Source organism: Amycolatopsis eburnea, from assembly GCF_003937945.1.
GTDB lineage: Bacteria > Actinomycetota > Actinomycetes > Mycobacteriales > Pseudonocardiaceae > Amycolatopsis > Amycolatopsis eburnea.
In genome coordinates this window covers 58,600-79,758 of the sequence record NZ_RSEC01000059.1, presented here as the reverse complement: position 1 = coordinate 79,758, position 21,159 = coordinate 58,600, and the positions used below count along the sequence as shown (strand labels likewise).

16 protein-coding genes are annotated in these 21,159 nt (G+C 72.7%); 7 read left to right on the top strand and 9 right to left on the bottom strand.

Translation table 11 applies throughout. The features are described from left to right. Positions 1-27 precede the first annotated feature (27 nt). A complete protein-coding gene (locus EIY87_RS32370) occupies positions 28-2,094 on the top strand; it encodes an AMP-binding protein (protein ID WP_125313715.1) in 2,067 nt (688 codons plus the stop codon). Positions 2,095-2,217: 123 nt separating this feature from the next. Here EIY87_RS32370 and EIY87_RS32365 read toward each other — a convergent pair whose 3' ends face one another. Beyond that, positions 2,218-2,817, bottom strand: coding sequence for a GyrI-like domain-containing protein (locus EIY87_RS32365; protein ID WP_125313714.1), 600 nt, complete (start codon positions 2,815-2,817; stop codon positions 2,218-2,220). Then, positions 2,817-3,326 (bottom strand): PadR family transcriptional regulator, encoded by a 510-nt coding sequence (locus EIY87_RS32360; protein ID WP_125313713.1) that lies wholly within the window; start codon positions 3,324-3,326, stop codon positions 2,817-2,819. The genes EIY87_RS32365 and EIY87_RS32360 overlap by 1 nt, the downstream gene beginning before the upstream one ends. Before the next feature lie 106 nt (positions 3,327-3,432). Here EIY87_RS32360 and EIY87_RS32355 point away from each other — a divergent pair, with 106 nt between their 5' ends. The 6 genes from EIY87_RS32355 (at position 3,433) to EIY87_RS32330 (ending at position 10,804) form a co-directional block, all read left to right on the top strand. After that, positions 3,433-4,737: an SWIM zinc finger family protein gene (locus EIY87_RS32355; RefSeq protein ID WP_225440164.1), complete on the top strand. Its 1,305-nt coding sequence runs from the start codon at positions 3,433-3,435 to the stop codon at positions 4,735-4,737. 46 nt (positions 4,738-4,783) lie between these two features. After that, a complete protein-coding gene (locus EIY87_RS32350; protein ID WP_125313711.1) occupies positions 4,784-6,175 on the top strand; it encodes a DUF5691 domain-containing protein in 1,392 nt (463 codons plus the stop codon). Beyond that, entirely contained in the window at positions 6,172-7,260 is a 1,089-nt protein-coding gene (locus EIY87_RS32345; RefSeq protein WP_125313710.1) for an ATP-binding protein, read from the top strand. Before EIY87_RS32350 ends, EIY87_RS32345 begins: the two co-directional genes overlap by 4 nt. Beyond that, on the top strand, positions 7,257-9,440 hold the full coding sequence (locus EIY87_RS32340; RefSeq protein ID WP_125313709.1) for a DUF5682 family protein: 2,184 nt from the start codon (positions 7,257-7,259) through the stop codon (positions 9,438-9,440). The genes EIY87_RS32345 and EIY87_RS32340 overlap by 4 nt, the downstream gene beginning before the upstream one ends. Then, complete coding sequence (locus EIY87_RS32335) at positions 9,437-10,609, top strand: VWA domain-containing protein (RefSeq protein ID WP_125313708.1); 1,173 nt, start codon at positions 9,437-9,439, stop codon at positions 10,607-10,609. The genes EIY87_RS32340 and EIY87_RS32335 overlap by 4 nt, the downstream gene beginning before the upstream one ends. A 72-nt stretch (positions 10,610-10,681) precedes the next feature. After that, positions 10,682-10,804, top strand: a complete 123-nt coding sequence (locus tag EIY87_RS32330; protein ID WP_125313707.1) for a 50S ribosomal protein L36 — start codon at positions 10,682-10,684, stop codon at positions 10,802-10,804. Here EIY87_RS32330 and EIY87_RS32325 read toward each other — a convergent pair. The 7 genes from EIY87_RS32325 to EIY87_RS32295 form a co-directional block, all read right to left on the bottom strand. Beyond that, positions 10,795-12,270 (bottom strand): flavin-containing monooxygenase, encoded by a 1,476-nt coding sequence (locus EIY87_RS32325; RefSeq protein WP_125313706.1) that lies wholly within the window; start codon positions 12,268-12,270, stop codon positions 10,795-10,797. The genes EIY87_RS32330 and EIY87_RS32325 overlap by 10 nt on opposite strands. A gap of 22 nt (positions 12,271-12,292) precedes the next feature. Continuing rightward, positions 12,293-14,650 (bottom strand): polysaccharide lyase 8 family protein, encoded by a 2,358-nt coding sequence (locus tag EIY87_RS32320; RefSeq protein WP_125313705.1) that lies wholly within the window; start codon positions 14,648-14,650, stop codon positions 12,293-12,295. 157 nt (positions 14,651-14,807) lie between these two features. Further along, positions 14,808-16,262, bottom strand: a complete 1,455-nt coding sequence (locus EIY87_RS32315) for an aldehyde dehydrogenase (NADP(+)) (RefSeq protein ID WP_125313704.1) — start codon at positions 16,260-16,262, stop codon at positions 14,808-14,810. Between the two features lie 15 nt (positions 16,263-16,277). Continuing rightward, a complete protein-coding gene (locus EIY87_RS32310) occupies positions 16,278-17,405 on the bottom strand; it encodes an alpha-amylase family protein (RefSeq protein WP_125313703.1) in 1,128 nt (375 codons plus the stop codon). A gap of 4 nt (positions 17,406-17,409) precedes the next feature. Beyond that, positions 17,410-18,666, bottom strand: coding sequence for a glucarate dehydratase family protein (locus EIY87_RS32305; RefSeq protein ID WP_125313702.1), 1,257 nt, complete (start codon positions 18,664-18,666; stop codon positions 17,410-17,412). After that, the gene (locus tag EIY87_RS32300; protein WP_125313701.1) at positions 18,666-19,601 is read right to left on the bottom strand and encodes a 5-dehydro-4-deoxyglucarate dehydratase; all 936 of its coding nucleotides are present in this window, start codon (positions 19,599-19,601) and stop codon (positions 18,666-18,668) included. Before EIY87_RS32300 ends, EIY87_RS32305 begins: the two co-directional genes overlap by 1 nt. Positions 19,602-19,653: 52 nt before the next feature. Beyond that, positions 19,654-21,159: a sodium:solute symporter family protein gene (locus EIY87_RS32295; protein ID WP_125313700.1), complete on the bottom strand. Its 1,506-nt coding sequence runs from the start codon at positions 21,157-21,159 to the stop codon at positions 19,654-19,656.

Sequence of the window (21,159 nt, the reverse complement as noted above, 5' to 3'; positions counted from 1 at the left end):
TCGGTGACACTGCGGTGAGGGCAGACGATGCGTGACGATGTGGTCGAGGCGAGTGCGGTGGTCGGGCACACGCCGGACGTGGTGTGGCAGATCGTCGGATCGCCGGAGTGGTACGCGCGGTTCGTGCCGGAGATCAGCTGGTGCGAGGTCCAGGAACCGGCCTCGCGCGGCCGCGGGCCGAAGGGCGTGATCCGGATCGTCCCCGAGCGCGGGCCGATGCTGGAGGCACAGGTGCAGGCCGTCGTGTACCGGCCGGGCGAGCACGTGGTGTGGTGCGGCGTCCCGGACGAGGGCACGTGGGTCTCCCTGGAGCTGAGACCGCTGGCGGGCGGCAAGACCGAGCTGTTCGTGCGGATGATGCTGCCGCCGGCCTACCTCGACCTGGTCTCGTCGATCAAGAAGGACGTCCGTGCGCTGGCGCGGCGGCTCGACCTGCACCTGGCCGGGCAGCCCGACCCCGACCCCGACCGCGACGGCAACAAGGCGACCAAGCTGCGCACCACGAGCGTGCTGCTGCGCGCCGGCGTGCTCAGCCCGGCCCGACCGGACAAGCTGGCCCGCCAGCTGCAGTCCCTCGCGCAGTGGGGCGCCACCGTCGCGGGCGGCTACCAGGCCGCCGCGGGCCGCGTCCCCGACCAGCCCGCCCTGCACGACGAGCGCAACCTCCGCACCTTCCGCCAGGTCCAGGAGCGCAGCAACCGGCTCGCCAACGCGCTGAGCGAGCTCGGCGTCGCCGAACGCGACCGGATCGCGCTGATGTGCCGCAACCACTCCGCGATGGTCGAGTCGTTCGTCGCGGCCTCCAAGCTCGGCGCCGACGTCGTCCTGCTGAACACCGGCCTCTCCACGGCGTCGGTCAAGGACGTGCTCGCCGAGCACAAGCCGTCCGCCGTGCTGGCCGACGACGAGTTCGCGCTGACCATCGCGAACGTCCCCGGCGACTTCGCCCGGATCAGCACCTGGCCGGACGCCGACGCCGGCTACCCGACCGTCGACGAGCTGATCCACGCCGCGCCCGCCGACCCGCCGAAGCCGGTCGAGCGGCCGGGCCGGCTGGTCGTGCTCACCTCCGGCACCACCGGGACGCCGAAGGGCGCCCGCCGTCCGACGCCGAAAGGCCTGGGGTCGGCCGCGGCGATCCTCGACCGCATCCCGCTGCGCGCCGCCGACCGGATCCTCGTCGCGGCGCCGCTGTTCCACAGCTGGGGCCTCGCCGCGATGCAGATCGGCATGGCGCTGCGGGCGTCGCTGGCGCTGACCCGGAAGTTCGACGCCGAAGAGACGTTGCGGACGATCGCCGAGCAGAAGTGCGACGCGCTGTTCGTCGTGCCGATCATGCTGCAGCGGATCATGGACCTGCCCGAACGGGTCCGCGCGCGCTACGACCTGTCGTCCCTGCGGATCGTGGCGAGCAGCGGCTCGGCGATGTCGGGCGCATTCGTGACCGCGTTCATGGACACCTTCGGCGACGTCCTCTACAACTTCTACGGTTCCACCGAGGTGTCCTGGGCGAGCATCGCCGACCCTGCCGACCTGCGCGCGGCCCCGACGACGGCGGGCCGCTGCCTGCTCGGCACCCGGCTGGCCATCCTCGACGAGGACCGCAAGCCGGTCCCGCCCGGCGGCGAAGGCCAGATCTTCGTCGGCAACGACATGCTCTTCGACGGCTACACCAACGGCACCGACCCGGCCCGCGCGGCGGACCTGATGGCCACCGGCGACGTCGGCTACCTCGACGCGGCCGGCCGCCTGTTCGTCACCGGCCGCGCCGACGAGATGATCGTGTCCGGCGGCGAGAACGTCTTCCCCCGCCCGGTCGAGGAGGCCCTGGTCGCCCTGCCCGGCGTCCACGACGCGGCGGTGGTCGGGGTGGCGGACGCGGAGTGGGGCCAGCGCCTGGCCGCGTACGTCGTGCCGAGGCGCGGCGCTTCGCTGCACGCGGAGGACATCCGGGCGTACATCCACCAGCGGCTGGCGCGGTTCGCGGTGCCGCGGGACGTCTACTTCGTGCCGGACCTCCCCCGCAACGCGACGGGCAAGATCCTCAAGCGCCTCCTGCACGACGACACCTGGCCGGTGACCTCCGAGTACTGAGCCCCCGGTTCCCCGCGCCCCAATGTGGCCTTCGGTGCGTCAGACGCACCCAAGGCGGCCTTCGGTGCGTCTGACGCAACCAAGGCCGCCTTGGGGCGCTTGGGATCGGCTGGCGGCGCTCGGTCAGCTCACCGGCTGACGCAGCACCGTCTTGAGCTTCTCGGGCGCCACCCGCCGCGGGTCGCCGAGGTAGACCTCGTGGTGCAAGCCTGCCGGCTCGAGTCCTTGCCGCGTCAGGAACTCGTCGTGCAGCCGGGCGAGCAGCGGGCCTTCGTCGTCGTACGAGCCGATGTGGAGCGCCTGCGCGCACCGCCCCTCGTGCAGCTTCTCGAGCCGGACCGGCGCGTCGATCTTCTTCTTGCGCCGCACGGTTTCCCGCGCCTCCTCGACGGCGTCCTCCCCGATCCACGGCGGCTGCGCGATGAGCATCGTCCACTGCCAGGAGTCCTTGGCCCGCACGGTGAAAGCCGCGTAGTCGTCCGCCCACCACAGACCTTCCAGCGGCCCGACCACGAAGTCTTCGCCGCGGCTCTTCGCCGTCATCTTGATCGTGTACGCGAAGGCGTAGAGCGCTTCGACGGCCGTCCGGTAGGCCTCGGCCGTGTTCGGGTTGCCGCGGCCGTCGATCGCGAGGAACCGCTGCTCGGGTACGTCGAGCAGCGCCCAGTCGGTGTTCTTGGGCGCGTACAGCTGCTTCAGCTCTTTCTTCAGGTCGTACGGCATCAGGACATCCCCTCCAGCCACATGGCTTCCGCTTCGAGCTGCGCGATCGAGTAGTCGAAGATCGCCCGGACGAACGGCGGCGCGTCCGGCTGGGCCGCGGCCGCGCGCCGGACTTCGGCCAGCCGCTCCGCGACCGCTTCGGCCCGCCGGGCCAGCGCCGCGGCGACCCGCGCGGGCGGCACGGCCGGGCTGTTCGCCAGCCCGACGAGCACCGGCGGGTGCACCGGCCGCAGTTCGGCGATGGCGGCCTCCGCGGCGGCCGCGCACGCCTGACGGCCCGCGTCCGTCGCCGTGTACGTCTTCTTCGCCTTGGCGTGCGCGCGGTCCTGCTCGACTTCGGTGACCAGGCCGCGGTCGCGGAGTTTGCCGAGCACGTAGTAGATCGAGCTGAACCCGAGCGCCGTCCACTCGCGCATGCCGCGTTCGGAGACGACTTCGTCCAGCTCGTAGCCGTGCCTCGGCCGCTCGACCACCAGGCCGAGCACCGTCAGTTCCGCGTCGGTGAGCACGCTCGTACTCTAGCACTAGAATACTCGGCTTCCGGAAATTGTCGGTGGGTGCTGGCATGCTTCAGCGAGTACCGGAAAGCGAGGGAGCACAGTGGGGGGACAGGTGGTGACGGCAGTGCCGTGGACCGCGGAGCGCGTGGCCGGGCTGGCGCCGGATCCCGCGTCGGAGAAGGCGGGCCGGGCGCTCGCGGTGCCGGCGAAGTGGTCGGGCGCGGGTGCGTCCGAAGACGCCGTGTGGGGCTTCTGCCAGGGCAGTGGCAAGAAGCCGTACCAGACGTGCGTCGAGCTCGCCGAGCCCGCGTTCCGGTGTTCCTGTCCCAGCCGGAAGTTCCCGTGCAAGCACGCGCTGGGGCTGCTGATGCTGTGGGCGGCCGGGAAGATCGACACCGGACCCGAGCCGGAGTGGGTGCACACGTGGCTGGCCGAACGCGCCGATCGCGCCCGGCGGGCGGAGAAACGCGCGGAAGCGGCCGGGCCGAAGGACGAAGAAGCCGCTGCGCGCCGGGCAGGCGAACGTGCCGCGCGCGTCGAAGGCGGTGTCGCCGAACTGAAAGTCTGGCTGACCGACCGGATCGGCGCCGGGTTCGCGGGCTTCGACCGCAACGGCGGCGAGGAGCTGCGCACGGTCGCGGCCCGCATGGTCGACGCGCAGGCGTCCGGCCTCGCGGGCGGCCTGCGCCGGGCGGCCGGCACCGTCGGGCGCCGCGACTGGCCGGAGGCGCTGCTGTCCGAGCTGTCGCTGCTGTACTTGCTGGCCGACGCGGCCGGCCGGCTGGATTCGCTGCCACTGCCACTGGCGGAGACCGTCCGCACCCGGCTGGGCTTCTCGGTGGAGACGGCCCGCGTCCTGGAGACCGGCGAGCGCGTCTCGGACGACTGGCTGATCACCGGCGCGGCCGACGAGGAGAACGACCGCCTGCTCACCCGCCGCACGTGGCTGCGCGGCCGCGGCACGGGCCGGGACGCGCTGGTGCTGTCCTTCGCCCCACCGGGCCGGCCACTCGACGCGTCCCTGCCACCGGGCCACCTGCTCACGGCGGAGCTGGCGTTCTACCCGGGCGCGGCACCGTTGCGCGCGATGGTGGTGGAGCGCGGCATCCCCCTCGCGGCCCCGGCCGCCGAGGGCGGCTCGATCCCGGCCGCGCTGGCGGCGTACGCGGAGGCGATGGCCGCGGACCCGTGGCTGGAACGCTGGCCGGTCCTCCTGTCGGCGGTGACCCCGGCCGAACACGCGGGCGGCTGGTGTCTGTCCGAAAAGGACGGAACCGCGCTTCCGCTGGTCCCGTACGCGTTCCCGTGGCCCCTGCTGGCGATGTCGGCGGGGCAGCCCCTGACGGTGGCGGGCGAGTGGAGCCAGGCAGGCTTGCGCCCGCTGACGTGCTGGCACGAAAACCGGGCGGTGCGGCTGTGAACCTTTCCCCGACCCGAACCCACCCGCACCGGAAGGCGGTGAAACCGTGAAAGCCTGGGAAGACCTCGTCGGCACCGCCCTCCTCGGCACCCGCCGCCGCACCCTCGATCTCTCGAGCCTCCCCCCGGCCGTGCGCCCGCTCGCCGAAGACCGCGAAGACCCCGCCGAGCAGCTCCTCGCGGCCGCAGCCGTGCTCACCACCTTCCGGCGCGCCGGAAGGCAGCCGCTCCACGACGTGCGCCCGCTTCCCGTCGCCGCCGAGGACGAACGGCCCTTCGTGCCGCCGCTCGCGCGGGAACGGCTGGCCCGGCTGCTCGCCGCCAGCCATCCCGACCTGCTCCTGGAATGGCTCGGCATCGTCGCAGGCACGAACTACCGCGTCCCGCCCGAAACCCTCCCGCTGCTCGCCGAAGCCGCGCGCACGAAAGCCGCACTGCGGGGGCCGCTCGTCGCGGTCGCCGGGCCCGTCGGGGCCTGGCTCGGGCAGCGGAACCCGGACTGGTCCTTCCTCGCCGCCCCGGCGGAAACCACCGGCACGCAAGACGTCTGGCAGTACGGCAGCCTCGCCCAGCGCCGCCGCTGGCTGGCCGCCAAGCTGGCCGAAGCGCCCGAAGAAGCCCGCGAAGCCCTCGCCGGCTCGTGGAAGAGCGAACCCGCCGACGTCCGCTCGGACTTCCTCGGCGTCCTCGCCGCGCACCTGCGACCCGAGGACGAAGCCTTCCTCGAAGCCGCGCTGACCGACCGGGCGGCCGCCGTCCGGGAGCGCGCCGCCGAGCTGCTCGGGCGGCTGCCCGGCACCCGGTACGGCGAAAGCATGGCCGAACGGCTGCGCCCGCTGGTCCGCCGCCGCGGCCGGGTGCTCGAAATCGCGCTGCCGCAAGGCGAACGCGGCGAGGGCACGGTCCGGCTGCGCACCCTCGTCGCGGCCGCTCCCCTGGCCTTCTGGACCGAGTTCGGGCCACCCGCCGAGGTGGTGCGGATGACCGTCGAAGGCTGCCCGGCCGCCGTGCTGCGCGACTCCTGGGCCACCGCGGCCGTCCGGCAAGGCGACGAAACCTGGGCGAAAGCGCTCATCGGCGCCGACCCCGGCGGGCGCACCACCCCGCCGCTGCTGGACGTCCTGAGCCCGGCCGCCCAGGCCGCCACCATCGGGCACCTGGTGAGCCGGCTGCCCGTCGAGTCGTTCGCGCGGCTGGTGCACGAGCTGCCCCGGCCGTGGACCAAGGAGCTCGGCACCGCTCTGCTCGACTGGATCGCCCGCCAGGACGACCACCGCCTGGTCTCGCACGCCGCCGTCGTGATCGCCCGCGCGGTCCCCGCGGCGTGCCTGCGCCACCCGCTGGCCACCACCCGGCTGACCATGGACGCCGGTCCGTGGCGCCGGGCGCTCACCGAAACGCTGAACTTCCGCCGCGAAATGTACGAGGAGCTCGCATGACCGCCCCCGCCACCGTCCTCCGGCCGCACGCCGAACAGGACCACGCCGCCGAGCTGGCCGCGCTGGCCGCCGCCGACGACCGGGCGAAGCCGCCGAACTGGCGCCTGTCGCCGTGGGCCGTCGTCGAGTACCTGCTCGGCGGCACCCTGCCGGACGGGACCGTGATCACGCCGAAGTACGTCGGCCCGCGCCGGCTGATCGAGGTCGCCGTCGCGACGCTGGCCACCGACCGCGCGCTGCTGCTGCTCGGCGTGCCGGGCACGGCGAAGACGTGGGTGTCCGAACACCTGTCGGCCGCGATCAGCGGCGACTCGACGCTGCTGGTGCAGGGCACGGCGGGCACGTCCGAGGAGTCGATCCGCTACGGCTGGAACTACGCCCGGCTGATCGCCGAGGGCCCGAGCCCGGCCGCGCTCGTCGAAAGCCCGCTGCTCCACGCGATGCGGGACGGGAAGCTCGCCCGGCTCGAGGAGCTGACGCGCATCCCGGCCGACGTCCAGGACTCGCTGATCACCATCCTGTCGGAGAAGACGCTGCCAATCCCGGAGCTGGGCACCGAGGTGCAGGCGCGGCCCGGCTTCAACCTGATCGCCACGGCCAACAACCGCGACAAGGGCGTCAACGAGCTGTCGAGCGCGCTGCGGCGGCGGTTCAACACGGTCGTGCTGCCGCTGCCGGACAGCGCCGACGCGGAGGTCGAGATCGTCAGCAGGCGGGTCGCGGAGCTGGGCAAGTCGCTGCAGCTGCCCGCCGAGGCCGCCGAACTCGCCGAGATCCGCCGGGTGGTCACGGTGTTCCGCGAGCTGCGCTCGGGCCGCACCGAAGACGGCCGCACGGCGGTGAAGTCGCCGTCCGGCACGCTCTCGACCGCGGAGGCGATCAGCGTGCTCACCGGCGGCCTCGCGCTGGCGGCGCACTTCGGCGACGGCGTGCTGCGCCCGCACGACGTCGCGGCCGGCATCCACGGCGCGGTGGTCAAGGACCCGGTGGCCGACCGCGCGATCTGGATCGAATACCTGGAGACGGTGGTCCGCGAGCGCGACGGCTGGGCCGACTTCTACCGGGCCGGCCAGGAGATTTCGTGACGGCGACCCACCTGCTCGGCATCCGCCACCACGGTCCGGGGTCCGCCCGGGCCGTGGCGGCGCGGCTCGCCGAACTCGAGCCCGACATCGTGCTGATCGAGGGCCCGCCCGAAGCCGACGCCCTGGTCGAGCTGACCGAAGACCCGGCGATGGCGCCGCCGGTCGCGCTGCTGGCGTACGCGACCGACGACGTCTCGCGCGCCGCCTTCTGGCCGTTCGCCGTCTTCAGCCCGGAATGGCAAGCGCTCACCTACGCCCGCGAAGCCGGGATCCCGGTGCGGTTCTGCGATCTCCCGGCCGCCAACACCTTCGCCGCGGGCCCGGACGAGCACGCCGGGCCGCCGGTCGACCCGCTGGCGCTGCTGGCTTCGGCCGGCGGGTACGACGACCCGGAACGCTGGTGGGACGACGTCGTCGAATCCCGGCGGGACAGCGAAAACCCGTTCGAGGTGATCGCCGACGCGATGACCGCGGTGCGGGAAGACGAAGAACCGCCGAAGGGGAACGAGGCCCGCCGCGAGGCGTACATGCGCTCGGTCCTGCGCCGCACCCGCAAGGACGGCTACGACAACATCGCCGTCGTCTGCGGGGCGTGGCACGTGCCCGCGCTCGCCGACCCGCTGCCGCCGGCGTCGCACGACCAGGCCGTCCTCAAAGGACTGCCGAAGCGGAAGGTCGCGTGCACCTGGGTGCCGTGGACGCACGGGCGCCTGGCCACCGCCAGCGGGTACGGCGCGGGGGTGCGGTCGCCGGGCTGGTACCACCACCTGTTCACCACGGCCGAGGACGTCACCACGCGCTGGCTGACCGGCGTGGCCGGGGTGCTGCGCGAAGAGGACCTGCCGGTTTCCACCGCGCACGTCATCGAAGCCGTCCGGCTGGCCGAGGCGCTCGCGGCGCTGCGCGGGCGGTCGTCGGCCGGGCTCGCCGAGGTCACCGAAGCCACCCGGTCGGTGCTGTGCGGCGGGGACGAGGTGCAGGTCGAGCTGGTCACCCGGCGGCTGGTGGTCGGCGAACGGCTCGGCGAAGTCCCCGAGCGGGTGCCGCAGCCGCCGCTGGCCGCGGACCTGACCGCGACGGCGAAACGCCTGCGGCTCAAGAAGGATCCGATCGTCAAGGAGCTCGACCTCGACCTGCGCACGCCCGGCGGGCTCGACCGCTCGAAGCTGCTGCACCGGCTGCGGATCCTCGGCATCGAGTGGGGCAGCCGGGAGGCGTCGGCGCGGCGGAACAAGGGCACGTTCCGGGAAACCTGGGCGCTGGCCTGGGAACCGTCGTTCGAAGTCGACCTGGTCGCGGCGGCGGTGTACGGCACCACCGTGCCTTCGGCGGCCACGGCCGCGGTCCGCGGCGCCGTCGAGGGCATGCCGCCGCTGGACGAGGTCACCACGGCGGTCGAGAACTGCCTGCTCGCCGACCTGCCGGAGGCGTTGCCCGAGGCGCTCGCGGCGCTCGATGCCCGGGCGGCGGCCGACGCCGACGTCGCGCGGCTGATGTCGGCGCTGCCCGCGCTGGCCAGGGCGACGCGCTACGGCAACGTGCGCGGCACCGACACCGGCGCGCTGCGCGCGGTCGCCGACCGCATGCTCGACCGGATCTGCGCCGGGCTCCCCCCGGCCACGCACGGCATCGACGACGACGCCGCGGCCCGGCTGGCCGCGCTGGTCGACGGCGTGCACGACGCGACGTCGCTGCTGGGCGACGACGCCAAGGACCGCTGGCTGACGGCGCTGGCCCGGCTCGCGGAGCGGCCGTCGCTGCCGCCGTTGCTGGCCGGGCGGCTCACCCGGATCCTGCACGACAGCGGCCTCCTCGACGCGCTCGACATCGAGCTGAGGCTGGGCCGGGCGCTGACACCGGGCATCACGCCGTCGGCGGGGGCGGCGTACGTCGAAGGCTTCTTCGACGGCGGCGCGCTGCTGCTGGTGCACGACGAAGGCCTGCTGCGGGTGATCGACGCGTGGCTCGCGGCGATCCCGCCGGAGGTGTTCACCGAGGTGCTTCCGTTGCTGCGCCGGACCTTCGGCGCGTTCAGCGGACCCGAGAAGCGGGCGATCGGGCACCGGGCGGCCGGCCTGACCGGCCCCGCCCGGCGCGCGCCGGTGGCCGACGAACTGGACGAGGACCGGGCGGAGCGCATGCTGCCCGTCCTGGCGCAACTGCTGGGGGTGGGCGCGTGAGCGCGGAGACCGACGACCGGCTGCGGCGCTGGCGGCTGGTGCTGGGCGGCGAGGGCGCCGGGCCCGGCTCGGGGCTGGCGGACACCGAGCTGTCCGATGAGGACAGTGGCGTCGACCAGGTGCTGGCGGCCCTCTACGACAAGCCGGACGAGGAGGCCGCGGGCGGGCAGCGCGGGGCGAACCTGGGCGCGTCGGCCCCGCGGGTCGCGCGCTGGCTGGGCGACATCCGCCGCTACTTCCCGAGCACGGTGGTCCAGGTGATGCAGCGCGACGCCGTGGACCGGCTCGGGCTGACCCGGATGCTGCTGGAGAAGGAGCTGCTGTCGGCGGTCGAACCGGACGTCCACCTGGTCGGCACGCTGCTGTCACTGAACGGCGTGCTGCCCGAGGAGACGAAGGAGACCGCGCGCGAGGTCGTCCGCAAGGTGGTCCAGGAGCTGGAGGAGCGCCTCGCCGAACGCACCCGCGCGGCGATCAAGGGTGCGCTGGACAAGGCCTCGCGCACCCACCGGCCCCGCCCGGGCGACGTCGACTGGGCACGCACGATCCACGCGAACCTCAAGCACTACTCCCCCGAACTGCGCACGATCGTCCCGGAGCGCCTGGTCGGCTTCGGACGGCGGCAGCAGGCGGTGCAGCGGGACGTGATCCTGGCCGTCGACCAGTCGGGCTCGATGGCGGAGTCGGTGGTGTACTCCGGCCTGTTCGGCGCGGTGCTGGCCTCGATGCGGGCGCTGCGGACGTCGTTCGTCGCGTTCGACACCGAGGTCGCGGACCTGACCGAGCACCTGGCCGACCCGGTCGACGTCCTGTTCGGCACCCAGCTGGGCGGCGGCACCGACATCAACCGGGCGATCGCGTACTGCGAGGGCCTGGTCGAGCGCCCGGAGCGCACGCTGCTGGTGCTGATCAGCGACCTCTACGAGGGCGGTGACGAGGACGAGCTGCTGCACCGCGTCGGCGAGCTGGTGGGCGCCGGGGTTCAGGTGGTGACGCTGCTGGCCCTGTCCGACTCGGGTGCCCCGTCGTACGACCACGAGAACGCGGCGGCCCTGGCGGAGCTGGGCGTCCCGGCCTTCGCGTGCACCCCGGACCAGTTCCCGGAGCTGATGGCCGCCGCCATCCGCGGCGACGACCTGCAGGGGTGGGTGGCGCGCGAGACCAGCTGAGTCGTGGAATCAAACCGGCCCGGGCGGTGTTGAGCACACCGTGGGACGGTTCCCACGGGAAGGACGGTCACCATGAAGGTCCGCAGCTCGCTCCGCTCGCTGGCCCGCCAGCAGGGCGCCCAGGTCATCCGCCGCGGCAACCGCGTGTTCGTGATCAACAAGGACAACCCGCGCTCGAAGGCGCGTCAGGGCTGAACCGCGCTCGACGGCGTGCGGGAGCCGAACCGCAGCACGCCGTCGTCGAGCCGGTTGAAGCGCATGTCCGCCAGGTCGAGCAGGTAGTTCTGGCGCATCATCCAGGGCCGCCTCCCACCCTGCTTCGGCAGGCCGGAGGCGGCCCGCTTGATGTACCCGGACTGCAGGTCCACGATCGGGCGCGGGCGGCCCGCCGTGGAAGCCGAAGCCGCGTCCGGCACGCAGTACGCGAACCCCCGGCGGTCCAGGTGCGCGAGCAGCCGGCAGACGTACTGGGACGTCAGGTCCGCCCGCAGCGTCCACGAGTTGTTCGTGTACCCCACGCACCAGGCCAGGTTCGGGACGCCGCCGAACATCATGCCCTTGTACGCGCGTTGCTCCCCCGGGTCGATCGCCCGGCCGTCGACGTCGAGCGCGATCCCGCCGAAGGCCACCAGCCGCAGCCCCGTCGCCGTCACGATGATGTCCGCGTCCAGCGTGCGGCCCGACTCCAGGGAAACCCCGGCGGCGGTGAACCGCGTGATCCGGTCGGTCACGATGTCCGCCTTGCCCGACCGCAGCGCCTTGAACAGGTCCGCGTCCGGGACCAGGCACAGGCGCTGGTCCCACGGGTCGTACGACGGCACGAAGTGCGGGTCCACCGGGATCGACGCCGGCAGCTGCGCCGCCACGCGCTTGCGCAGCGCCAGCGCCGCCCGGCCCGGGAGCCGGCGCATCAGCTGGAAGAACAGCGTCCCCATGACCACGTTCTTGCCGCGGACCACCCGGTGCGCGAGCTTCTCCGGCAGCAGCGCGCGGATCCGGTCGGCGAGCGCGTCCCGGCCCGGGCGCGCGACGATGTACGACGGCGACCGCTGCAGCATCGTCACCCGCGAAGCGCGTGAAGCGAGCGCCGGGACGAGCGTCACCGCCGTCGCGCCGCTGCCGATCACCACGACCCGCTTGCCCGTGTAGTCCAGCGACTCGGGCCAGTGCTGCGGGTGGACGATCTCGCCGCCGAACTCCGCGCGGCCCGGGAAGTCGACGACGTGCCCGGAGTCGTAGGAGTAGTAACCACTGCACAGGTACAGGAACCGGCAGGTGAACGTGGCGCCGTGCGCCGTCGAGACCGTCCACCGCGCCGTCGCGGACGACCACGACGCCCGCACCACCCGGTGCCCGAAGCGGATGTGGCCGGTGACGCCGGAAGCGGCCGCCGTTTCGCGGATGTACGCGAGGATCGACGGCCCGTCCGCGATCGCCTTCGGGTCCTTCCACGGGCGGAACGGGTAGCCGAGGGTGAACATGTCCGAGTCGGACCGGATACCCGGGTACCGGAAGAGGTCCCAGGTGCCGCCGATGGTGTCACGCGCTTCGAGCACCGCGAACGTCTTGCCCGGCAGCCGTTCCCGCAGCCGGCACGCCGCGCCGATGCCGGACAGCCCGGCCCCCACGATCAGGACGTCGAACTGTTCGGCACCGGTCATGGCTCGCAGCGTAACCGGGGCCCTACAACCGCACGACCCGCGTCGCGCCGAAGGTGCCCTTCAGCGGCACCGTCACGGGCTTGCCGTGCACGGTCACCGTGACGCTGTCCTGCGTCTGCGTCGGGTCCGACACCGCCAGCTGCCGCCGCCCGACCGCCACCGACGCGGGCCCGGACACGCCGACGCCGTCGACCGAGCCGGCCGTGAAGAAGTTCGCCAGCAGCGTGTCCCCGGTCCGGACGGCCTGGACCGTCGCGGTGTTGGCCCGCACGCGCCACGCCCAGGACGCGGCCAGGGTGCCGACCGGCGACGCGCCCGGCAGCACCGCGTACGCGTACGTCGCGCCCGCCGGCTTCACGCCGTGCTCCAGGACCAGCTTCTGGTAGCGGCGCGTGTTCGGGGTCGTGGTGCCCTTGGTGTTGGCGCCGGTGTCGATGTCGCGCCACGCGCCGGTCCGGTCCTCGCGCAACGCCGTGACCGAAGCGCCGTCGAGGACCACGTACCCGCCGACGTCTTCCAGGTGCAGCCACCGCGGTTCGCGCAGCGCGGACGCCTTGCCGAGGTCGGTGGCCACGCGCCGGCCGTCCGCCAGCAGGACCCCGCGCCCGCCCTCGCCGAGGTTGCGGTTCTCGATCGTCGTGCGCACGGCGTGGTCGGCCGTGCCGGTGATCCCGGCGCCGAGGCACAGGATCCCGGCCGGGGTGAAGAACCACGACTTCTTCGCGACCAGTGAGCCGTCCCAGGACTTGAAGTCGAACGCGTAGGCGCCCGTGCGCTCGTCCCAGCGGACGCCGCCGGTGTGCGGGTTCGGCCCGACCGGCACCCCGCCGAACGCCGGGTCCACCGGGCCGTCGTGCTCGGTGGTGCCGGGCAGCAGCAGCGGGTCGACCGTCGGCCAGTAGGCGTCGGTGTAGTGGCCCTTGGCGTTCGGGAGGAAGGTGTAGAGCACGCCGTCGCCGACGTGGTAGCCCTTGAGGTTCTGCCCGTTGATGGCTTCGTAGCGCGAAATCCGCGTCGAGCTGACGCCGAGGGAGGCCGACCAGCCGTCGGTGACGTGCACCAGGCGGTCCTGCTGGCCGAAGATCCGGTGCGTGGCCGTGACCCGCGCCGGGCGCGCGCCCGAGGCCAGCATGTCCTGTGCGAACTCGATACCCGGCGTCGCCACCAGGTCGGGGCCGGGCGCGAACCGCTCGGGGTCGGGGATCTTCAGGAACGGGGCGTACGCGCCTTCCTTGATCCACTTCGCGGCCAGCGCGTTGAGGTCGGTCTTGGTCTTGCCCGACGCCGTCCGCGCCAGCACGAGGGTCGCGACGGTGAGCTGGTGGCCGATGTCGTGGCCGGTCTCCCCCTGCCGCGAGAGCATCCGCCCGCGCACCGGCTCCATCAGCGCGCCCGCGTAGACGAACGGCGCGAAGCTGTCGGCGACGAGCGCGTAGATCTTGTCCTTCAACGGCTGCGGGAGCGCGTACTCGGTGCCCGCGGTGACGTGGATGGCGCCGGCGAGCGCGGTGAGCAGCACGATGCCGTAGTGGCCGGGGTACGGGATGGTGTCGTGCTGGATGAACGAGCCGTCGACGTGGAAGCCGTCGCCCGCCGCGCGATCCAGCTTCGCCACGACGCTCGCCGCGCCCCCGCCGGCGACGTCGGTGAGCGCGTCGATGCCGGTCTTGATCCAGGCGGTGTCACCGAGCATCGCGCCGGAGACGATGGAGATCAGCGCCTTGTCCGCGCGGTTGGCGCCGGTTTCGACCACCGACGCGTTGTTGGCGCGCCGGTTCGGGTTCCCGACGAACCGCTTCACCGGCGCGAGGTAGCGGGCCAGCTGCTCGGCGGTCAGCTCGTCGGCGACGACCGAAAGCGTGTGCAGCAGGTAGTACGGGATGCCGATCTCGTAGGTGTACCAGTTGCCGATCTCGCCGACGTTCTCGTTGTACTGGCTGGCGTAGATCAGCTCCAGCGCGGCCTTGATCCGGTCGAGCACCGCCGGGTCGCCGGCCAGCGCCCCGCCCGGGGTACCCCAGTCGACGGCGATCGCGCGCAGCCGGGCGTACATCGACGTCGTGTAGTCGCTGCCCGGGCCGAGCGGCAGGTCCGTCCACAGTGGAGCGCCGCCGCCGGCCACGGACAGGCTCGCGTGGTAGGCCTTGGCGACGCGGCCCAGGTTGGCCAGCGCCTCGGTGCGTTCCGGCGACGGCCGGTTGATGCCGGTCTGCAGCTGCCGGTAGGCGGCGACGATCGGCGCGGTCGCGGCGGGCACCCCACTCGCCGCGGTCGCGGCGGAGGCTGCCGCGTCCGCGGCGAACGCGGGACGGCTGAGCAGAACGGTCGAAGCGGCCGCCAGCGCGCCGCCGCGCAGAGCGTTTCTCCGGTTCACGGGCATGGCAAGGCCTCCCACAAAGAGGAACGGGTATCCAGTGGTACTGCGGCGGCGGCGTGGTGGAGCAGCACCCCGCACTTTCACGTGAAAGTGCGGGGGCCAGGTCGGCACTTTCACGTGAAAGTGCAGCCCCCGGAGGGGTGGGGCGTCACTTTTGGGGTCAGCGGGCGCCGTCGGTGCGGCGGGGCAGCTGCCAGGGGTTGGCCTCCTGCAGGGGTTCGGGCAGCAGCGCGTCCGGGAAGCCCTGCCACGCGATCGGGCGCAGGAAGCGCTCGATCGCCGCGGTGCCGACGGACGTCGTGGTCGGGGCGGTCGTGGCCGGGTACGGGCCGCCGTGCTGCTGGGCCCAGCTCACCGTCACGCCGGTGGGCCAGTCGTTCCACAGCAGCCGGCCGGCGATGCGGGCCAGCGCCGGCAGCACCGGCCGCAGCCAGTCCACATCGGACTCCTCGCCGTGGATCGTGGCGGTGAGCCCCGGTTCGATGACGTCGAGCAGGCGCAGCAGCTCGGCCTGGTCGGCGTACGTCACGATCAGCGACGCCGGCCCGAAGCACTCCTCATGCACCGTGTCGCCGCCCTCGAGGAACTGCTTGCCGGTCGTGGCCAGCAGCGTCGGGGTGAACGCGGGCGCCGAAGAATCCGACGCAGACACCACCTCGACGCCCGGGACCTCCTTCAGCGCCGAGAGCCGCGAAGAAAACCCGGCAGCGATGCGGTCGTTGAGCATCGGCTGGGCCGCCGCACCGTCCAACGCCGAACGAAGCGCGGCGGTCAGGCCGTGGTCCTCGGGCAGGAACAGCAGCCCCGGCTTCGTGCAGAACTGCCCGGCGCCGAGGGTGAACGACCCGGCGTACCCCTTCGCGACGGCCTCCCCGCGCGCGGCGATCGCGGCCTCGGTGACCACGACCGGGTTGACGCTGCCCAGCTCGCCGTAGAACGGGATCGGCCGGGGCCGCGCGTTCGCGATGTCGAACAGCGCCCGCCCGCCGGGGATCGACCCGGTGAACGACGCCGCCGCGATCCGCGGGTCCTTCAGCGCCGTGACGCCTTCCTCCTGCCCGAAGATCACGTCGAAGATGCCCTCCGGCGCACCCGCGCCGACGAGGGCTTCGCGCACGATCCGGCCGGTCAGCGCGGACAGCTCCGGGTGCCCGGGGTGCGCCTTGAGGACCACCGGGCAGCCCGCGGCCAGCGCGGACGCCGTGTCGCCGCCCGCGACGCTGAACGCGAACGGGAAGTTGCTCGCGGCGAACACCAGCACCGGGCCGATCGCGGTCTTGACGCGGCGGATGTCCGGCCGCGGGCCCATCGGCCAGTCCGGGTCGGCGTGGTCGACGGTCGCGCCGAGGTACTCGCCGTCGGTGAGCACCTCGCCGAACAGGCGCAGCTGGAACGTCGTGCGCTTCAGCTCGCCCGCCAGCCGCGGAGTCGCGGGCAGGTGCGTCTCGCGGTGCGCCAGCGGGACGAGGTCGTCCGCGGCGGCGTCGAGCGCGTCGGCGGCCGCGACCAGCCAGCGGGCGCGCTCGGCCGGGGTCGCCTCGGCGGCGGGGCGGGCGGCCGCGGCGGCCCCCGCCAGGATCTTCTCGAGCGTGGCGGCGTCGGTGGCCTGGCTCATGGGTGGAACAGCTCCTCAGTTTTCATGGGCGGCGGCGGTGGCCGTGGCCAGGTCGCGCCAGCGACCCGGACCGGCCAGTCCGAGGTGGTACAGGTGCAGCTCCGCGGCACCCGCCTTGGCCAGCTCGGCCGCGTACGCGGCGATGTCCGGCACCGGCGCGGCGGCCACCGCGGTGATGTAGCTGCCGATCGCGACGCGCTCGGGCAGGGCCTCCCGGGCCGCCGCGACGGCTTCGGCACCCGTGGCGGGCGCCCAGCCGAACAATACGACCGCGTCGACGTCGTCGGCAGCGGACGGCGTGAGACCCGGCAGCGCGCCGGTGACCCACGGGTCGAGCGCGCCGTGGAGCACGACCCGGATGCCCGCGGGCAGCGTCGCCAAAACCGCGGCCCGCAGCTGGTCGGTAGCCATCTGTCTTGTAAACAGAAGGTGCTGGGTCAACGATGGCGGCAAACCGTCGGCCGTGACGCTCAGATCACCGGTCGCGACCAGCCGCCGGACCTCCTCGACGAGCTGCGCCCGCACGGTGTCCGCGTCGACGTCCCAGGAATCAGCACACGCCTCGCAGCAGCAGATCGACAGCAGCCGGGCCACCGCGGGCGCCCACACGCCGTCGGTCTTCTCGTGCTGGTGCTGGTGCACCACACCGAGCGGACCGCAGGCTTCGAGGATCACCGACGACAGCTCCAGCCCGGCGACGGCCTGCGCGGTCAGCGTCGCCGCGTACTCGCGCACCGCGGGCTGCGACGGGCACAACGCCCACGGGTACGGCTCGCCGAAGCAGTTGCGCACCACGACGTCCGGGTGCTCGTAGCCGAGCTGGGAGTTGTGGGTCAGCACGATCCACGCGGCGGCCGGGATGCCGGCTTCGTTCAGCAGCCGGACGGCGTCGCCACCGGAATCCTCCGACGTCACCCAGTCCGGAGTGGACGGACGCAGCGCACCCCACCCGTCGGAAACCGGGCGGTAGAACGCCGCGTGGCGGGCCACTACGGCGGTCCCCGAAGCCGACCAGGGCGTGGCCGCGCGGGCGCTGTGGTACGACAGCGCCACCGCCACCTCGTCGACGCCCAGATCCCGGACGCGCGCGGCGAACCCGGACTCCAGGACGTCCCAGGGGTAGGCGTATCCGGTCACCTTCACCGGGTCACCACCTCGCCGTGTTCGGCTCGAACCCGGCGACGTACTCGCGCATGTAGGTCACGTCGTCCCGTTTGATCAGTCCACATCGGACGTAGTTCTCGTGCAGCCGCGCCAGCGCGTCCTCGTCCAGCTTCACGCCGAGACCCGGCGTCGTGGGCACCTCGACGGCCCCGTCCCGGAAGGAAAGCACACCGGGTTCGATGACGTCCTCGACCTTCCATGGCCAGTGCGTGTCGCAGGCGTAGGTCAGGTGCGGGGTCGCCGCGGCGACCTGGACCATCGCGGCCAGGCTGATCCCGAGGTGGCTGTTGGAGTGCATCGACAGGCCGACGCCGAAGCTTTCGCACGTCACCGACAGCGCCTGCGTCGCCCGCAGCCCGCCCCAGAAGTGGTGGTCGGACAACAGGACGCCGATCGCGCGCGCCCGGAAGCCCGGCTCGATGTCGCCGTGGTTCACCACGCACATGTTGGTGGCCAACGGCATCGACGCTTCGGCGGCCACCCGGGCCATGCCCTCGATGCCCGGCGTCGGGTCTTCGAGGTACTCCAGGACGCCGTCCAGCTCATGAGCCACCCGGATGCCGGTTTCCACCGTCCACGCGCCGTTCGGGTCGATCCGCAGCGGGTGCCCGGGGAACGCCTCGGCCATCGCGCGGATCCCGGCGACCTCCTGCGCCGGCTCGTAGACCCCGCCCTTGAGCTTGATCGAGCGGAAGCCGTACTCGTCGATCATCCGTTTCGCCGAGCCCACCAGGGTTTCCGGCGTCGTGATCTCACCCCAGGAGTCCTCGCGGCCGTCGACGTGCTTGCCGTACTTGTAGAACAGGTACGCCGAGAACTCGACGGCGTCGCGCGCCTTGCCGCCGAGCAGGTCGGTGACCGGCCGGCCGAGGTACTGCCCCTGCGCGTCCAGGCAGGCGACCTCGAACAGCGAGAAGACGCTGGCCACGGTCTTGCGGATGGAGAACCCGCCGATCAGGCCGTGCGCGTCGGTCAGGACCGTGTCCGACAGCGCCTCGGCGACCAGCCGCTGCAGGCCCGGCAGGTCGAAGACGTCGTGGCCGCGCAGCCGCGGCAGCACCTTGCGCACCTCGCCGAGGAACGCCGAATCGCCGTAGGACTCGCCGAGCCCGACGATCCCGTCTTCGCACTTGACCTGCACGACGCTGCGCAGCGCGAACGGCTCGTGCACGCCCATGACGTTGAGCAGCGGCGGGTCGGCGAACGCGACCGGCGTCAGCACCACATCGAGGATCTTCATCAGCCGAGCCCCTTCAGCGTGACGAAGCCGTCCTCCACGATCTTCTCCAGCCGGTGGATCTGCTCCGGCGTCGGCTCGACCAGCGGCGGCCGGACCGGGCCGACCTTGTCCCCGCGCAACCGGGCCGCGGCCTTCACCAGCGAGACGGCGAAGCCCGGCGTCTCGTCCCGCAGCGCCACCAGCGGCAGGTAGAAACCGGTCAGCAGCGCGTCCATCACGCGGGTGTCACCCTCGCCGAGCGCGCGGTGGAAGCGGTGCGCGATCTCCGGCGCGAAGCAGTGCACCGCCGAGGAGTACCGGGCGACGCCGATCGAGGCGTACGCCTTGGCCGAGACCTCCGCGGTCGGCAACCCGTTGAAGAACAGGAAGTTCCGCGCCCGCTCGGTGTCCAGCGCGCGGATGGTGGTGACGATCCGGGTCATCACCTCGACGTCGCCGTAGCCGTCCTTGAGCCCGGCGACCGAGGGGATGTCGAGCAGCGCCGCCGCCGTCTGCGCCGTGTACACGCCGGTGCCGCGGTGGTAGACGATCACCGGCACCGACGAGTCGCCGACGGCGTACCGGACGAAGTCGACCAGGCCGGACGGCGGCCCGGTGACCAGGTACGGCGGCAGCAGCAGGACCCCGTCGGCACCGCCGGCCTCGGCCAGGGCGATGCCCGCCCGCGCCGCGGCGGCACCCCCGCCCGCACCGACCCAGACCGGGACCCGGCCCGCGGCGACCTCACGGGTCTTCGCGAGCACCGCGGCGTGCTCGGCCGGCGACAAGGAGCTGAACTCCCCCGTGCCGCACGCGACGAACAGGGCGCCGGCGCCCGCCGCGATGTGGCTCTCCACGTTCTCCGCGAGCGCGTCGAGGTTGACCTCGAGGTCCTCGGTGAACGGGGTGAGGGGGAAGGCCAGCAGGCCGTCCAGCGCGATCTCGGTCTGTGCCATCTGTTTTCTGCTCTCCGTTTGTCGGGTGCGGCCGGGGGTGGACCGGCTTCGGTCAAGCGGGCACGGTCGTGCCTTCCTTGGTGCGGTCGACGTCGTCGTCGGCGTTCACGGTGTCGACGATCTCATCGGCGACCGCGCTGCGCTCGGGCGCGAGCAGGCCGAGACCGACGTACAGGGCCAGCGAGACCAGGATCGGCGTGGCGATCAGCACCGTCTGGTTCGCGTTGAAGACGTAGTAGCAGAGCGCGTAGTCGATCAGGCCCCCCGCCCAGGAGACCAGCGCCGCGCGCGGGCCGCACTTGCGGAACCACGGCAGCATGCCCAGCAGCAGCGGGATCGAGATCGGGCCCATCAGCGCGGCGACCCAGTTGACGACGATCTGCAGCACGCCGCCGAGGTTCTGCGCCTGCGTGGCCACCAGCATGGTGAGCCCGACGAAGATCACCGTGGTGATCCGGGCGGCCTTGAGGCCCTGGACGTCGGTCCACTGCCGGGCGCGGCGGACCATCGCCGGGATCATGTCGCGGGTGATCACCGCGGAGATCGCGTTGGCGTCGGAGGAGACCATCGCCATGGTGTGCGAGAAGATGCCGGCGAGCACCAGGCCGACCAGGCCTGGCGGCAGGAACGTCGTCGTCATGATCGCGTAGGACTGCGTCGGGTCCTTGATGCCGGGGATGAGCAGCGGCGCCGCGAACATCGGGAACATCAGCACCAGCGGCCACAACAGGTACAGCGCGGACGAAAGCCGCGCGCCGCGCTTGGCCTCGTGGGTGTTCGGCGCGGCCATGTACCGCTGCGCCAGGTTCCACATGCCTCCGTTGTACTCCAGCGTCTTCACCAGCACGTAGACGAGCAGGAAGATGGTGGTGTACTTGGACGTCGTGGGGCTCACGTGGCCTTCGGGCAGCTTGTCCCACATCGTCCAGAGCGCCGAGATGCCGCCGAGCTTGCCGAGCACGACCACGATCATCACGATCGCCGCGATGGCCTGGATGACGAACTGGCCGAAGTCGGTGAGCGCGTCGGCCCAGAGGCCGCCGATGGTGCAGTAGACGAGGGTGACCGCGCCGGTGATGAGGATGCCGAGGTTGTAGTCGAGCCCGGCGAAGACGTGCAGCAGGGTCGCGACGGCGAACCACTTGGCGGCGATGTCGAAGATCTTCAGCAGGCTGCCGCTCCACGCGAGGGCCTGCTGCGTCGGCACGTTGTACCGCTTGGCCAGGTACTCCAGCGGGGAGGCGACGCCGAGCTTCGAGCGCAACCGGTTCCAGCGCGCGGCGAACAGCCAGCTGCCGATGCCCACGCCGATGCCGATGCTGGCGAAGCCCCAGAAGTACACGGTGACGCCGCTGGTGTACGCGACGCCCGCGTACGCGACGAACAGCACGGCGCTGTAGCCGGACATGTGGTGCGAGATGCCGGCCAGCCACCACGGCATCTTGCCGCCGGCCGTGAAGAAGTCCTTCACGTCGCTGACCCGTTTGTGCGACCACCAGCCGATTACGATCATCAGCGCGAAGTACGCGCAGACCATCGTCCAGTCGAGTGCGTGCAC